The sequence below is a fragment of the Erwinia artemisiae genome (genome assembly GCF_051400835.1).
Lineage (GTDB): Bacteria > Pseudomonadota > Gammaproteobacteria > Enterobacterales > Enterobacteriaceae > Erwinia > Erwinia aeris.
Genome location: NZ_JBLFFM010000001.1, coordinates 416,363 through 431,032, shown reverse-complemented (window position 1 = coordinate 431,032; position 14,670 = coordinate 416,363). Strand labels below are relative to the sequence as shown.

The following is a 14,670-nucleotide window of genomic DNA, read 5'->3' as shown; positions in this document are numbered from 1 at the left end:
AAAAACGGCCCGGTTAATACCGGGCCGGATAAATAGTTAACCGCGAAAAACAGGCAGCCAGCCAAGCCAGCTCAGTGTCCACGCCAGCACGTTCAGCCCGCCAAACAGCATTACAACGACAATGGCTACATTTTGCCTGCCGGCGTGCGTGGTCGCTTCCGGAAACTTCTGCTGCGCTTTTCGCGCCAGCAGCGCAGGCACAATCACCGCCCACAGCGTGGCGAACAGACCGGCAAAGCCAATCGCGGCGATAAAGCCGTTCGGAAACCACAGGGAAGCGCACAGCGCCGGTAAAAACGTCAGACAGGCCGTTTTTAATCGGCCCAGCCGCGTATCCGCCATCTGCAATCGGTCGGCAATAAAATCAAACAGCCCTGCCGTCACGCCAAGAAACGAGCAGATCACCGCGAAGTGCGAGAAGACATCCATCAGCAGCGCCAGCGCGCTGACGTGCAGATAGCGCCGTAAGGCCGCCATCAGCGCCTCGATATCCCCGCCCGCATCGATAATGGCAGGGAAAGAGGCGCGCGGAAGATTGCCCATCGTGCCGGTCAGCCAGAACAGATAGATCACCAGCGACATAAAAGTCCCCAGCATCAGCGCTCGATTTACCTGTTTTTTATCGCCCGCATAGTAGCCGATCAGGCCGCTGATATTGCCGTGATAGCCGAAGGAGGCAAGGCAGAACGGCAGCACCGCCAGCGTATAAGGCCAGTAGGCCTGCCCGGAGGCGCCGCTGTTAGCCAGCGTGGCAATATCCAGCTGCGTCAACAGTCCGCCAAACAGCGTCACCAGCAGCAGGATTTTCGCCAGCACGCAGAAGGTCATCAGTCGGCTGACGCCTTTGGTGCCCAGCCAGACCACTGCCGCCACGCATAGCGTGAGCATGATTTTGGCGTCCGCCACGGAAAGATGCAGACCCGCGCGATTTAAAGAGCTCTGGTAGACCGGCCCGCTGGCGGAGATATAGGCATAGGTAAGAATGCCCAGCACAAACAGAATGCTCAGCCCGTTTACGGCCGCCCAGCCGCGTCCGAGCAAATCGCGCGTGATGGTATCAAAACCGGCGCCCAGCGGATAATGCTGGCTGGCCTGCACAAACAGTAATCCTGTCAACAACATGCAGACCCAGCTGACCATCAGGATCAGCAATGACCAGCCGTACCAGGCGCCGGCCATGACCACGGGAAGCGTAAACATACCGGCGCCAACCACGGTTCCGCAGATGATCATCGCGCCCCACCATACCGAAGGCCGATGGCGGGCTAACGAACTCTCCCTCATAAGTTTCCTGCTAAATAAATGACGTTAAGCCCGCAATTCTACTGCAAATGCCCCGCTATAACTGTACATAATTCCGCCCGACGGCGAAAAACCGCACGCGGCTGAATTGAGGGGACGATTTTGCCGAGTTTCAGGAACGTTTTGCAAAGGGAGTTGTTATACTGCGGCGCACTATTTGCTTGTGGAAACGGGTTATGAAACGGAAAGAAACAAAGCGGTTTATCGCCGCGCTGGCTGTTGTGCTGGTTATCGCGCTTACCGTGATGTCGAAAGTAATGATCGGCGGCGCGATTGACGAATACCATATTCCTTTACACGACTGGTCAGCGGGCATGCTGGCGCCACAGCTGTTTATGATCGCCGTCTATTCGCTGGTCTTTACCGGCCTGCTGGCTATTCCGCTCTGGTACTGGTTTTTGGGCGAAAATGTTGACTCAACGCGTCATTGAATCGCATTCAACCAAAATAAGCTGTTGATTTAAAATATTTTATTTGAGAAGCCAGCGACAACGCGCCATTGAACGTGCGCAGGCTGCCCGCGTCCCGCTTTTTTGCTGCTACGGTTAAAAGACCGCTAACGCAGAATATAAAAAGAGGATCGGGCATGAATAAAATTGCATTGATTACCGGGGCTTCCAACGGGATCGGGCTGGAACTGGCCAGAATTTTTGCGAAAAATGGTTATGACATTGTGGCCGTAGCGCGCAATGAGGAAAAACTGCACAAGGCCTGCGAGGATCTGCGCGGCTACGGCACAAAGATCCACGCACTAAGCGTGGATTTAAGCCGCTATGATGAGATCGAAAAGCTGAAGCAGCGCATCGATAACGACGGGCTGGCGCTGGATGCGCTGGTTATTAATGCCGGTCAGGGGCTGGGCGGCCGCTTTATTGGCGGCACGGCGCTGGAAAAAGAGCTACAGCTAATCCGCCTTAACGTCGATTCTTACGTTCATATGGCTAAAATTTTCCTGCCTGCGATGATCGAACGTCAAAGCGGCCACGTCCTGATGACCTCTTCCATCTCCGGCACCTCGCCCATCCCTTTCGAGGCGATTTATGGCGCGAGCAAAGCCTTCGTCAATTCCTTCTTCTGGGCCATTCGCAACGAGCTGAAAGGCTCGGGCCTGAATATGACGCTGCTGATGCCCGGCGCGACGGAAACCAACTTCTTTAAGAACGCAGGCCAGGCCAATACCAAAGTTGGTGCCAGTCAGCCGACCAAACCGGCGGAAGTGGCCGAACGCGCCTGGTATGCACTGATGAGCGGTCATGAATATGTTTACGGCAGCGATGAGGCCGAACATGAGGGCGACGTGCTGAACCGCATTCAGAGCGAATCGCAAAAGGCGCAGCGCCACCGCATTATTTCAGAGCCGGATTCGGCGTCACGCTAATCCTTCTGCCTGCCGGTAAAATCGGCAGGCGATGCTTATTTAATAAGCTATACCTTTGTCTTTGTTGAATAAAATTAAATTATGCCGTTATATATCCCCGGTAATTTTCTGACCCGGGGCTTTATCGTTTAATCCGTCTCAACATCAGTATTTCATTCACTTCCCACATTGATACGAGCCGGAAACGTCTCTGTTAACCAGTCGATAAAAACGCGCAGACGGTGCGTGACGTGGCGATTTTGCGGGTAAACCACATGAAAAGGATAAGGCGCTGGCCGCCACGCCTGCAGGATTTCCTGGAGCTGGCCGGTTCTCAACGCTTCGCAGGCCGCGTAGGTAAACGTCTGTACGATACCCAGTCCGGCCAGCGCTGCCGCCAGGTGCGCGTTGCTTTCGTTTACGCCGAGCCGGTACGGCGCTTTGATTTCCATTTTTTCTCCCTGCCGTGCGAAGCGAAACGGAAAAGCCCTGCCGCTGTCCGACGAGAGATAGCTAACCAGCCGATGGCCATTGTTCAGCTCCTGCGGGCTGGCAGGTACGCCGGAGCGCTTCAGATAGCCCGGCGTGGCGCAGGTAATCAGCGTGGCAAAACCAATCTGCCTGGCAACCAGCGATGAATCCGCAAGCGGGCCGCCGCGAATAACGCAGTCCACGCTGTCGCCGATGAGATCGACTGCGCGATCCGATACCCCCAGATCGATACGGATATCCGGATAGCGGGCCATAAATTCAGGCAACGCCGGGATCAGCACGTCACGGGCCGTAGAGCCGCCAATATCAATACGCAACTGCCCGTGCGGCTGGCCGCGAATAGCGGTAAAAGCGCCGTCAATATCTTCCAAATCCTTCAGGATCCGGGCGGTTTTTTCATAATACTCGCGTCCTTCGGGCGTGACGGTAACGCGACGGGTGGTGCGCTGTAACAGCCTGATACCCAGATGCGCCTCCAGCTGCTGCACCAGTTTACTTAGCGTCGCGTTGGGCATCGAAAGCGAATCCGCCGCGCGGGTAAAATTTCCCGTTTCCACTACGCGGGCAAAAGCCCGTATCGCCATAAGCTGATCCATCTCTTTTGTCCTGATTATTTCCGTACAGGGATAGTTATTTTCATTTTACAGGATTTATCAACAAAAGGCGGAAGGCTACAGTGCCTTCTCACCCGGACAAGCCGGGCCATTATCTGTCCACAGCGGAGAAGAAGATGAATGCACTGAATGGCAAGATCGCATTAGTTACCGGCGGCACATCGGGAATTGGCCTGGCGGCCGCGCATGAACTGGCAGCTCAGGGTGCACGCGTGTTTATTACCGGAAGGCGTCAACCCGAGCTGGACGCGGCCGTCGCCGCCATCGGTACGGCGGCAACGGGCATTCGCGCCGATGCCGCCGTACTGGCCGATCTGGATAGGGTTTACGCCACTATCGCGGAAAAAGCGGGCCGTCTGGATATTCTGTTCGCCAATGCGGGCGGCGGCGATATGCTGCCGCTGGGCGCCATCACCGAGGCGCATTTTGATCGGATATTTGGCACCAACGTGCGCGGCGTGCTGTTTACCGTGCAAAAAGCGCTGCCGCTGCTGAGCGATGGCGCTTCGGTGATCCTGACCGCCTCCACCACTTCCGTTCAGGGGACGGCCGGCTTCAGCGTCTACAGCGCCAGCAAAGCGGCGGTACGCAACTTTGCACGATCCTGGTCACTGGATCTGAAAGAACGCGGTATTCGGGTTAACGCCATCAGCCCCGGCCCGGTAAAAACGCCTGGCCTGGGTGGATTAGTCAGTGAAGAAGAGCGCCAGGGATTGTTTGATTATCTGGCGGCTCAGGTGCCGCTGGGGCGCCTGGGCGAAGCGGAAGAGATTGCTAAAGCGGTCGCTTTTCTGGCTTCCGATGCGGCCAGCTTTATCAACGCGAGCGAACTGTTTGTCGATGGCGGTATGGCGCAGGTGTGATAATCAGGCGGCCCGCAGGCCGCCTCTTTCTTATTTCAGCGCGATACGGACTACGCTGTCCTTGCCTTTAGTCGAATCATCTTTGTTGAAATCCTGCTTGAGCGTGACGTAAAGCGTCTGCCCGTCCGGCGAAACCAGCAGGCTGTTCGGGCTGCTGTCGAACGACCAGCTGTTTTTCACCGCATAGCTGGTGGCGTCCAGCTGCAACACCTTTCTGGATTCGCGCTGGCTGATATACAGCTCGTTGCGCTTCGCGTTGAACTTGATGCCCAGCGCGTCGCCTTCGATGCGTTTGATCACTTTGCCGCTGCGCTCGTCGAACACCAGCGTGGTTTTCGCCTTTGAGTTGTCGGTGACGAACAGGCGGCCGGTGGCCGGATCTTCCGCCAGGTTCAGCAGCAGATAAGCTTTGCCATCGCCCGCCGTCCAGCGTTTTTCAATTTTCTGCGTGCGCGGGTTGATCACCAGCACTTCGCCGCCGCCGTTAGCCGCATAAAGACGATCGGTCACCGGCGAATAAATAATGCCCGTCACCCACTTGCCGGCGTTCCTGATGGTCTTGCTCAGCTTCAGCGTTTTGGCATCCACCACCCAAATAACGCCCGGATCGCCCACGCCGCCCACGTAAAGCTTCCCTTCGTGCCAGAAAATTTCACGCGCACCGTAAGGCGAGCCGTCTTTGCCCTTCTCGCTGAATGCCAGACGTTTCAGCACTTTGCCGCTCTCTGCATCCACCTTAGAAATAGTACCGTCGAGCGAGTTAGTGGTGTAGAACACGCTGCCGTCCGGCTCGACCGCCATACCAAAGTTTTTCAGATCGGTGTGAGTTTCACCGGTGGTTGCCAGCGTGGCGGGATCCAGACGATACAGAATGCCGCCGTTAACGTTTTTAAAAGATTGCGCGCTGGCGACGTAAAGCGCTTTCGGCGTCCAGGCCATTTCATACAGTCCATCGCCCAGCGCGCGCTCGGCAGGCTGCGCTTGCGCTTTGGCCGTCGCGGCAGAATTAACGGGCGCTTCTGGTTTTTTTGCCGGGGTCTGACAGGCGGCCAGACTGAATGCAGCAACGACCGCAAGGGCTGCTTTACGCGGGCTAAAAGATTTCATGCAGGACTCCATCAATGGATAAACGGCCTGATAGCCGATAAAAAGAATGAGAAGCATACGCATTAGCAAAGGAGATGTAAATCTGCGCCATGCGTCAGACGGGATGAAGCGGCACGGCTAATGAGTTTTCCCTGTAAAAATAACAAGTTGTTACACTTTGCTGACAGGTTGTTTAGAGACTACTTAAAAGCAAATACTTATCATTAACATTCTCACTGCGATCTCCCCGCTGCGTGGCGCAGCCGGAGCGCCGTGAATGCACGTCCCACCGGACAATAAAAAGCAGTGGCCTATTGTGAGAATTTTATGTTTTTAAACCTCAGGGGAAACGGTGCGCGAGCGCCGGTATTTACCGTCTCGTTGCTGGCGCTGGCTATCTACGCCCTGCTCACTCCGGCCCTGGCCGAAGAGTCTGCTATGGTCGTTAACGCGGCTTCTGACGACAGCAGCGCCAGCGAACAGCAGGATTACAGCGTTAAAACCACGCGCGCCGGCACAAAAATGCTGATGACGCCGCGCGACGTGCCGCAGTCGCTCAGCGTGGTAACGAAGCAGCGTATGGCGGATCAAAATTTGCAGTCGGTCGGCGACGTACTGGATAACACCACCGGCATCGCCAGCGAGGTTATCGATAGCGAACGCTCCGCTTATTTTTCACGCGGCTTCCAGATCACTAATTTTACCTACGACGATATTCCGACCTCCGTCAGCGATACCTGGAACTTTGGCGATGCGGCGGAAGATACCGCCATCTATGAGCGTATTGAAGTGGTGCGCGGCGCGACTGGCCTGATGACCGGCGCAGGCAGCCCTGCCGCTTCGGTTAATATGGTGCGCAAACATGCCGACAGCAAAACCTTTACCGGCAACGTGTCGGCCAGCTACGGCAGCTGGAACAAGCAGCGCTACGTGGTTGACGCTTCCGGCCCGCTGAGCGAATCCGGCAACGTGCGTGGCCGCGTGGTGGCGGGCTATCAGGATGGCGACAGCTGGCTGGATCGCTACCATAAAACTAAAAAATTTATCTACGGGGTTATCGATGCCGATGTGACCGACAGCACCACGGTTTCGCTCGGCTATGACTATCAGCAGACCCATACCGGCAATCCAACCTGGGGCGGCCTGCCGACCTGGTATAGCAACGGCACGCGCACGCATTACGATCGCAGCACCAGTACGGCGGCGGACTGGACGCGCTATAGCGTAGACTCGCGCAAAGTGTTCGCTAATCTCAGCCATCAGTTCGACAACGGCTGGATCTTCCGCGCCGACGGCACCCATGCGGAAGAAACCTTTAACGACAAGCTGCTTTATTTGCAGCAGTGGCCGGATGAACAAACGGGCGAAGGCACGACTGGCTTCGGCAGCAAGGACAGAGGCAAGCGCAAGCTGGATGCTTTCGATACCTATGCCAGCGGCCCGTTCAGGCTGTTTGGCCGCCACCACGAGCTGGTGGTGGGCGGAAGCTACAGCCGTCAGCATAATGCGACCTACAGCGCCGACGGCCCTTACGACGAAGGCCAGATCGGCAGCTTCCACGACGGCTGGAACGGCGATGCGGACGAGCCTGCCTGGGGCGACTGGTATCAGAACGCGGACGATATGGTCAGGCAGAAAGCGCTGTACAGCGCCGCCCGCTTCTCGCTGGCCGATCCGCTGTCGCTGATTGTCGGCGCGCGCTATACCCAGTGGAGCACCACCGGCAGCAGCGGCGATGTGAAAAAGAACAACATCACGCCGTACGGCGGGCTGGTGTATGACATTAATGATACCTGGTCAGCCTATGCCAGCTATACCTCGATCTTCCAGCCGCAAACGTATCGCAGCAAAGACGGCGGCTATCTTTCGCCTGTGACCGGTAAAAATTACGAAGCGGGCCTGAAATCCGCCTGGGACGATGGTCGCCTGACCGCCACTTTTGCCCTGTTCCGTATTGAACAGGAGAACGCTGCCGAAGCGGATGGCGACAATTATGTGAACGGCTCCAGCGAACAGGCTTATGTTGCGACCAAAGGCGCAGTGAGCAGAGGCGCGGAATTCGAGCTGAACGGCGCGGTAACGGATAATCTGCAAATGACGTTCGGCGCGACGCGCTTTGTCGCGACGGACTCCACCGGGCGCTACAACAGCCAGATGCCGCAAACCCAGCTGAAGCTGTTTACCCGCTACCGTTTGCCGATGCTGCAGCAGCTGACCGTCGGCGGCGGCGTAAACTGGCAGAACCGCACTTTCCAGGACGCAACCGGCCCGGACGGCGAAACCAAACGGCTTTATCAGGGCAGCTATCCGCTGGCTAACCTGTTTGCCCGCTACCAGGTAACGAAGCAGCTGGCCGTGCAGGCCAACGTCAATAATCTGTTTGATCGCACCGAGTATACCTGGCTAAGCGACTCCGCCGTTTACGGCCAGCCGCGCAACTATGAGGTTAATCTCTCTTATACGTTCTGATTTTTTGGCATATACCCGGCGCGAAGCCGGGTTTTCATAATATGCCCCACAAATTGTGGCGCTGTCCGGCCCTCACCCTTTTTCGACCAGCTCAAAGGTGGCCATAAAGGAGGATCTGTTTAGCGGCAGCTTCTCAATGCTGTCCAACTGTCCCAGCGTCACAAGCCCGGCGGCATAGCCAGAATCCTTGTAGAAGATAGCCAGATTGCCCCAGGGCGCATAAAAAGCGATATCGCCTTTTAAGGCACGGGTGCCCTCAGGCGATCCCTCTACTGAGAGTTTTGCAGGAAGATCGCTGATTTTTTCAGTCGCTGCGTAGTCGTTTAATTCCAGCGTTAGCGGCAGCATAGCCGCAAAATCCCTGGCCGCCTCGCTGTCATTCAGCGAGGCCAACAGAATAACGTTATCAATAACCATATTTATTTTCATGTTTTTCTCCCTGAGCGCGCACGCAGCCTCAGATAGCAAAGGATCAGCCGTTCCCGACTAACGTGTAGCGGTTTTTAAAGGGAACTAGTTTTAGCAGAGGCGCCAGGAAGGTTGAATGACTGTTTTAAGCATGCAGTAATGAGGATCGTTCATTAATGACCCCCGAGTATAAAGAGAAAGATCCCCGCATTGATTTACCGGCAAAAAAATAGCTCCCGCAGGAGCTATCTTTATCTGTGCCGCATCAGAACTTATAGCTGGCCGTTAATGAGAAATTACGCGGTTCGCCGTAAACGATATATTGGTTCACGCTGGTGTCATATTCTTTATCAAACAGGTTATTGATATTGGCCTGTAGCGTCAGCTGCTTAGTCACCTCATAGCGGCTGAACAGGTTCACCAGCGCATAGCTGCCCTGCTCCGCGTGCCAGGTGCCGTTGCCTTCCGGCGCGGGCACATCCTGCCAGACGTGCGTCTGCCAGTTTACGCCGCCGCCGACCGTCAGCGCCTGGAGCGACGGCAGACGATAGCTGGTGAACAGCTTCAGCGACGTGCGCGGCAGCTGAGGGTTAACCGCTTCGTCTTCGCTGTCTTCCGCTACATAACGGGTACCGCCCACGGTCATTTGCCAGTTATCGGTCAGCGCGCCGTTCACTTCAAATTCAATCCCGCGGCTCACGGTGCCCGATTTGCCTACGTAGGCGGTATCGGTCGATCCGGCAATGATCTGTCCGGTGCTCTGGGCTACGTTGTCCTGTTCGATGCGGAACACCGACAGCGAGGTCGTGAGGCGGCTGTTCATCCAGTCAGACTTCAGGCCTGCCTCGTAGTTTTTACCAACCACCGGCGACAGGTAGCTGCCGTTGATATCACGATAGGTCTGCGGCTGGAATACCGAGGTATAGCTGCCGTAGGCTGACCAGTTTTCGTTGATGTCATACACCAGGCCGCCGTACGGCGTGATATTGTTTTTCTCCATATCCTGGGTCAGCGTATTGGTGCTCCAGCGCGTATAGCGCGCGCCGAGGATCAAATGCAGCGGATCGGCCAGGGTAATGCGGGTTGCCATATAGGCGGATTTCTGACGCGTCACGTCTTCCTGCGCGAGCGTTCGCTCGCTCCATTCTGTTTCCGGGTATTGGCCGTTATAGCTGTTGAAATCGCCCAGCATCTCTGAGGAAATGTTGTCAAAAGCGCTGTAATAAGTGTTCTTCTGCTTACTGTAGCTGACGCCCGCCATCAGCTCGTGCTGGCGACCAAACAGCTCATAAGGGCCGCTGGCGAAGGTATCGACCGAGTCGACCTTGCGTTTACCGGTGTTATAACCGGTGCCGCCGACGACCGGGTAATCCGCGTAGGAAGAGACGCCCGCGCCGGTGTTCTTATCGAAGAAACCGTCGATATAGAGCTGACGGCTGTCAAGGAAGGTTTCGTTATGGGTGCCGTTTAGCGTCAGCATCCAGCCGTTGTCAAAACGCTGCTTCAGGTTAACAAAAACCTTTTTGCTTTCTTTATCGTTATAGGCCCACTCTGGCGCCGTGTTATAGCCACGACGATAGTCGGTGGACGATCCATCGCTATGCCAGCGAGGCACGCCGCTCCAGGTTGGGCTGTCCGCGTTGGTTTGCTGGTATTCATAGCCAACGGAAAGCGTGGTGTAATCGGTCAGATCGGCATCCACCACGCCGTAGATAAATTTCTTTTCGGCGCCGTAGCGCTCAACGAAGCTGTTGTTGTCCTGATAACCGGCAACTACACGGCCTCGTACGTTGCCGGATTCGCTCAGCGGCGAAGAGAGATCGGCTACGTAACGCTGCTTGTCCCAGCTGCCGTAAGTGGCGGAAAGCTCGCCCGTCGCGGTTTTGCTGTCCGCATGTTTGCGCACCATATTGACCGCAGCGGAAGGGTTGCCCGCGCCGGTCATCAGGCCGGTTGCGCCACGTACGACTTCGATACGCTCGTACAGTGCCGTATCAGACTGGGCGTCGCCCAGATTCCAGCGCCCTTCAAATACGGTCGGGATGCCATCGACCATATAGTTGTCGATCAGGAAGCCACGCGAGTAATAGGTGCGGCGATCCATATCCGCTACGGACTGCATCACGCCCGTTGTATTGTTCAACACATCGCCCAGCGATTGCAGCTGCTGATCTTCCATGCGCTGCTTGCTGATAATACTGACTGACTGGGGAATATCGCGCGCAATCATCGGCATTTTGGTGCCCGAAGAGGTGACGGGAACGCTGTAATCGGTAGCGGAGGTATCGGTGACATTATCTGACGCGGCGCTCACCGTAAGCGTTTGTTCTGCGGTTTCCGCCGCTGCTGCCTGAGGCATCTGTAACGCCACGGCGACCAGCGCGGCGACGATGGAGTAAGAAGTGGCTACGCCGCCGTGCCGGCGGATTTCCCTGTTAATGTGCTGAGCAAAAAACATCACTACCTCGATCTTGTCATTAACGGCCTGAGCCGTTTAGCCACTGTGATTTTTGTTTTATGGAACGCTTTTACCGACGCTGCTACCCCGGCGATCGCCGAATGATACGGCCATCTACAAATGCGAATGAGAACTATAATTTTTTTTATTTCTTATGTAAAAGACTATTAATGAACTTTTCAGGATTTTGTAAGACGTAAGCCATGACGGGTAAACCGGCTACATAAGGGCATTCTGAAAAGGTTTACAACGGCGCTTTTTAGCCGTTAACATAGCGCCCAGACAGCCGGGCCAGCTCGGTTGCGTAAGCGTTAACGTCAACCAACGCATAATCAGCGGGCCGCGCCTGCTCTTTTTGCGATGTCGATAATGTCCCCAATTTTTACCCGTTCCGGTTTTTTCCTTACTGTTTTACTGCTTACCGTAGCCTGTTTGCGCGCCCCCCTGACGTCGATTGGCCCGGTGCTGGAAGATATTCGCCTGACCTTTAGCCTGACGGCTACCGACGCTGGCCTGCTTAATTTTATTCCGCTGATGATGTTTGCCCTGCTCGCGCCACCTGCAGCGTGGTCAGGCAATCGCTTTGGACTGGAGAAAACGCTGTGGCTCGCGGTCTGGCTGATCTTATCCGGTTCCGCTCTGCGCATTGCCGGCAGCAGCGCTGCGCTATGGCTGGGCACGGCGATCCTGAGCGGTGGTATTGCCGCCGCCAACGTGCTGCTGCCGCCGCTGATTAAGCGTGATTTCGCCCGGCATTCCGCCCGCTATATCGGTCTTTATGCCTGTGTCATGTCGATTACCGCCAGCCTGGCTTCCGGTATCGCGGTGCCGCTGGCATCGTTAACGAATGCGGGCTGGTTTTTTTCGCTGGCCGTCTGGCTGATCCCGGCGGCCATCGCGCTGGCGGCCTGGCTACCGCTGCTGAAACGCGCCCGGCAACGACAAACGACGCGCACACCGCTGGCGGTTTCTACGCTGCGCTCGCCGTGGCGTGCCGCATTAGGCTGGCAGGTTTCGCTGTTTATGGGATTGCAGTCGCTGGCCTTTTACACGCTGATTGCGTGGTTTACGCCCTGGGCTGAGGCGCAAGGATTCAGCCAGTTTGCCGCCGGCTGGCTGCTGTTTCTCTATCAGATTGTGGCAATCGTCGCCAATCTTGCCTGTATGCGGGCGCTGAAACGCCTGGCCGATCAGCGCGCTATCGCCCTGCTGGCTTCGCTGGCAATTTTTACCGGGCTGTGCGGCCTTTATCTGTTCCCTGCCCTGGCCGTGTTTTGGTTGATTATTGCCGGACTGGGCGCGGGCGCCTCTTTGGTGATAAGCCTTTCTCTGTTTGGTCTGCGTTCGGGCGATCATCATCAGGCTTCGCGCTTATCAGGCATGGCACAATGCGTAGGTTACGGTCTGGCCGCGCTGGGCCCGCTGGTTTTCGGCGTGCTGCACGAGCATTTTGACAGCTGGTCGGCCCCGCTGCTGTTTATGATTGCGTTAAGCCTGTTACAGGTGGCGATTGCGCCGCTGGCGGGAAGAAATAAGGTGATAGGTTAAGCCATTTGCCGCTTCGTTCCTGATTCGAAGCGGCACTTTACCCGCAAAAAATGCCTTTCTTACTGATAGTCTGTATCTGATTTAGCTGCGTTTTAGCCTGTATGAATGCGTGTTATCTCTGGAGCTTAGGTATGGAATTATTATCAGTACCTTTAGTATGATGTAACTAAAGTGCGATCATGACTCCCGTTAGCCGGTTTTTATCCATCACGATTATCGGAAAACTGAGATCTTGCCTGCTCAGGCGCGTCAGGTCTTTGTCTGCGCCGGTTAAAAAATGCGATAAGGCACATTTTAAGAAGAGACCTGACTGTTTTCAGACGCGGCCAGGCGCTAAAATAGCGCCTTAAAAGCCGTAGAGGATAGTGAGGTATAATGATCTGTCGTTTCACCCTGGCCGTAGCGATGGCCGCCATAACCCTGACCGGCTGCACCAGCCACAAGAAAGATGAACCGGCCACAACATCGATAACGGCATCGGCTAAAGATTTCTTTAAAGGCCCGGCCGTGGTTTCGGCCGAAGATTTCTCCACGGGGCCAACTCAGGTTGACGTTTCCCACGTGACCAGCCGTACCGATGACGGCTCTGCCGTTTATGTCACAGTGGACGGTAAAGATGCCGGCGCGCTGATCCGCGGTCAGAGCCTGCAACTGCATTTGCCCGCAGGCGAGCACCAGGTTGGCGGCTATGTCCCTACCCTGCTCGGCTTTGGGCGTGTCACTATCCCGGCGGTAAAAGTGACCACCACGCCGGAAAAAGTAAAAAAGGTAGCCTATTCCACCGGCCTGAAGACCCCTGCTTTTACTGAAACGGACGCAGGCCAGGGCTAAGCACACATCATGGTTGTATCCGGCCAGGGCAGGCTAAAAAAAACGGCGACCGCAGGGTCGCCGTTCAGCATATCAGCAGCTAAAAGACCGCATCAGAAATCCGCTTTCAGCACCACACGATAGTTCGCCTTACCGGCGCGCACGTGATCCAGCGCTTCATTGATTTTTGACATCGGGAAATACTCCACGCGCGGCGCGATATCGCGGCGTGACGCCAGCTTCAGCAGCGAGCGCAGCTGGCCCGGAGAACCGGTAGACGAGCCGGTCAACGCTTTATCGCCCATAATTAGCTGGAAAGCGGAGACTTCAAACGGTTTCAGCACGGCGCCCACGGTGTGGAATTTGCCCTGCGGCGCCAGCGCGTCGAAGTAAGGTTTCCAGTCCAGATCCACTGCTACAGTGCTGATAATCAGATCGAAACGGCCCGCCTGGCTTTTCAGCGCTTCCGGATCGCGGCTGTTGATGACCTCGTCAGCGCCCATTTCCAGGATGGACTGCTTTTTATCTGGCGTGGAGCTGAACGCCACCACTTCCGCGCCCATCGCGCGCAGGATCTTGATAGCGATATGGCCCAGGCCACCAATGCCGATGACGCCCACGCGGCTGGTCGCCGTGACGTTGCTCATCAGCAGCGGTTTAAAGACGGTGATGCCGCCGCACAGCAGCGGGCCAGCGGTCGCCGCGTCCAGGTTTTCCGGCAGCGGAATAACCCATTGCCAGTCGGCGCGAAGCTTCTCGGCAAAGCCGCCGTTGTTCAGAATGGTAGGGATTGAACCCTGCTCGCAGTTAACCTGCTCGCCATTGATACAGGCGTCGCAGTGCTGACAGCTTTTCGCCGTCCAGCCAATGCCCACGCGCTGGCCAACGGAAAGCCCTTTGGACTTCGCTGCTTCGCCCATGGCGGACACGCGACCAATCACTTCATGGCCGGCAATAGTCGGATAGCGTGAGATGCCCCACTCGTTATCGATCATTGAGAGATCGGAATGGCAGACGCCGCAATATTCCACTTCGACTTCCACTTCCTCGGCGCTCAGCTCCGGCGCATCATACTCATACAGCTCCAGGGCCTTACCGGCTTCCATCGCTGCATAGCTTTTGATTTTCATGCTCTCTTCCTCTGTTTCGTTAACGGACTGAGTTTAGCAAAGCTCGCCGGATGGTCAGGGAGCGAAACGAGTCATTAGCGGCAGGGAGTGTATCAGGATGTAAAAATTGACGATCTGCGCCGCAATATGTCCA

At 56.0% G+C, this 14,670-nt stretch carries 12 protein-coding genes; 6 read left to right on the top strand and 6 right to left on the bottom strand.

Features of this window, described 5'->3' with window-relative positions; translation table 11 throughout:
- Positions 1-36: 36 nt before the first annotated feature.
- Positions 37-1,284 (bottom strand): aromatic amino acid transporter, encoded by a 1,248-nt coding sequence (locus tag ACMGEE_RS02085; protein WP_253454058.1) that lies wholly within the window; start codon positions 1,282-1,284, stop codon positions 37-39.
- Positions 1,285-1,478: 194 nt separating this feature from the next.
- Between ACMGEE_RS02085 and ACMGEE_RS02080 the strand changes: the two genes are divergently transcribed.
- Positions 1,479-1,733 (top strand): DUF2534 family protein, encoded by a 255-nt coding sequence (locus tag ACMGEE_RS02080; protein WP_301250770.1) that lies wholly within the window; start codon positions 1,479-1,481, stop codon positions 1,731-1,733.
- 155 nt (positions 1,734-1,888) lie between these two features.
- Positions 1,889-2,680, top strand: a complete 792-nt coding sequence (locus tag ACMGEE_RS02075; protein ID WP_253454054.1) for an SDR family NAD(P)-dependent oxidoreductase — start codon at positions 1,889-1,891, stop codon at positions 2,678-2,680.
- 152 nt (positions 2,681-2,832) lie between these two features.
- On the opposite strand, the gene ACMGEE_RS02070 is transcribed toward ACMGEE_RS02075, so the two are convergent.
- Positions 2,833-3,747, bottom strand: coding sequence for a LysR family transcriptional regulator (locus ACMGEE_RS02070; RefSeq protein WP_436829581.1), 915 nt, complete (start codon positions 3,745-3,747; stop codon positions 2,833-2,835).
- Positions 3,748-3,881: 134 nt separating this feature from the next.
- On the opposite strand from ACMGEE_RS02070, the gene ACMGEE_RS02065 reads away from it, so the two are divergent.
- Positions 3,882-4,628: an SDR family oxidoreductase gene (locus ACMGEE_RS02065; protein ID WP_301250767.1), complete on the top strand. Its 747-nt coding sequence runs from the start codon at positions 3,882-3,884 to the stop codon at positions 4,626-4,628.
- A gap of 30 nt (positions 4,629-4,658) precedes the next feature.
- Here ACMGEE_RS02065 and ACMGEE_RS02060 read toward each other — a convergent pair whose 3' ends face one another.
- Positions 4,659-5,735, bottom strand: a complete 1,077-nt coding sequence (locus tag ACMGEE_RS02060; protein WP_253454048.1) for a YncE family protein — start codon at positions 5,733-5,735, stop codon at positions 4,659-4,661.
- A gap of 306 nt (positions 5,736-6,041) precedes the next feature.
- Between ACMGEE_RS02060 and fhuE (ACMGEE_RS02055) the strand changes: the two genes are divergently transcribed.
- Positions 6,042-8,183, top strand: coding sequence for a ferric-rhodotorulic acid/ferric-coprogen receptor FhuE (gene fhuE / locus ACMGEE_RS02055; protein WP_436829580.1), 2,142 nt, complete (start codon positions 6,042-6,044; stop codon positions 8,181-8,183).
- Positions 8,184-8,255: 72 nt separating this feature from the next.
- Here fhuE (ACMGEE_RS02055) and ACMGEE_RS02050 read toward each other — a convergent pair whose 3' ends face one another.
- Positions 8,256-8,612: a cyclophilin-like fold protein gene (locus tag ACMGEE_RS02050; protein WP_301250765.1), complete on the bottom strand. Its 357-nt coding sequence runs from the start codon at positions 8,610-8,612 to the stop codon at positions 8,256-8,258.
- A gap of 244 nt (positions 8,613-8,856) precedes the next feature.
- Positions 8,857-11,049, bottom strand: coding sequence for a ferric-rhodotorulic acid/ferric-coprogen receptor FhuE (gene fhuE / locus ACMGEE_RS02045; RefSeq protein ID WP_394148697.1), 2,193 nt, complete (start codon positions 11,047-11,049; stop codon positions 8,857-8,859).
- A gap of 360 nt (positions 11,050-11,409) precedes the next feature.
- Between fhuE (ACMGEE_RS02045) and ACMGEE_RS02040 the strand changes: the two genes are divergently transcribed.
- Positions 11,410-12,597, top strand: coding sequence for a CynX/NimT family MFS transporter (locus tag ACMGEE_RS02040; protein WP_436829579.1), 1,188 nt, complete (start codon positions 11,410-11,412; stop codon positions 12,595-12,597).
- A 375-nt stretch (positions 12,598-12,972) separates the two neighbouring features.
- Entirely contained in the window at positions 12,973-13,428 is a 456-nt protein-coding gene (locus ACMGEE_RS02035) for a hypothetical protein (protein WP_253454040.1), read from the top strand.
- A 92-nt stretch (positions 13,429-13,520) separates the two neighbouring features.
- On the opposite strand, the gene ahr is transcribed toward ACMGEE_RS02035, so the two are convergent.
- A complete protein-coding gene (ahr, locus tag ACMGEE_RS02030) occupies positions 13,521-14,537 on the bottom strand; it encodes an NADPH-dependent aldehyde reductase Ahr (protein WP_253454038.1) in 1,017 nt (338 codons plus the stop codon).
- Positions 14,538-14,670: the final 133 nt, after the last annotated feature.

Bases quoted from the DNA above. Each gene is read 5' to 3' on its own strand.
- ACMGEE_RS02040 (WP_436829579.1), top strand. From the start codon at position 11,410: ATGTCGATAATGTCCCCAATTTTTACCCGTTCCGGTTTTTTCCTTACT.
- ACMGEE_RS02080 (WP_301250770.1), top strand. From the start codon at position 1,479: ATGAAACGGAAAGAAACAAAGCGGTTTATCGCCGCGCTGGCTGTTGTG.
- ACMGEE_RS02070 (WP_436829581.1), bottom strand. From the start codon at position 3,747: ATGGATCAGCTTATGGCGATACGGGCTTTTGCCCGCGTAGTGGAAACG.
- fhuE (WP_394148697.1), bottom strand. From the start codon at position 11,049: ATGTTTTTTGCTCAGCACATTAACAGGGAAATCCGCCGGCACGGCGGC.
- ahr (WP_253454038.1), bottom strand. From the start codon at position 14,537: ATGAAAATCAAAAGCTATGCAGCGATGGAAGCCGGTAAGGCCCTGGAG.
- ACMGEE_RS02060 (WP_253454048.1), bottom strand. From the start codon at position 5,735: ATGAAATCTTTTAGCCCGCGTAAAGCAGCCCTTGCGGTCGTTGCTGCA.
- ACMGEE_RS02065 (WP_301250767.1), top strand. From the start codon at position 3,882: ATGAATGCACTGAATGGCAAGATCGCATTAGTTACCGGCGGCACATCG.
- ACMGEE_RS02050 (WP_301250765.1), bottom strand. From the start codon at position 8,612: ATGAAAATAAATATGGTTATTGATAACGTTATTCTGTTGGCCTCGCTG.
- ACMGEE_RS02085 (WP_253454058.1), bottom strand. From the start codon at position 1,284: ATGAGGGAGAGTTCGTTAGCCCGCCATCGGCCTTCGGTATGGTGGGGC.
- ACMGEE_RS02075 (WP_253454054.1), top strand. From the start codon at position 1,889: ATGAATAAAATTGCATTGATTACCGGGGCTTCCAACGGGATCGGGCTG.
- ACMGEE_RS02035 (WP_253454040.1), top strand. From the start codon at position 12,973: ATGATCTGTCGTTTCACCCTGGCCGTAGCGATGGCCGCCATAACCCTG.
- fhuE (WP_436829580.1), top strand. From the start codon at position 6,042: ATGTTTTTAAACCTCAGGGGAAACGGTGCGCGAGCGCCGGTATTTACC.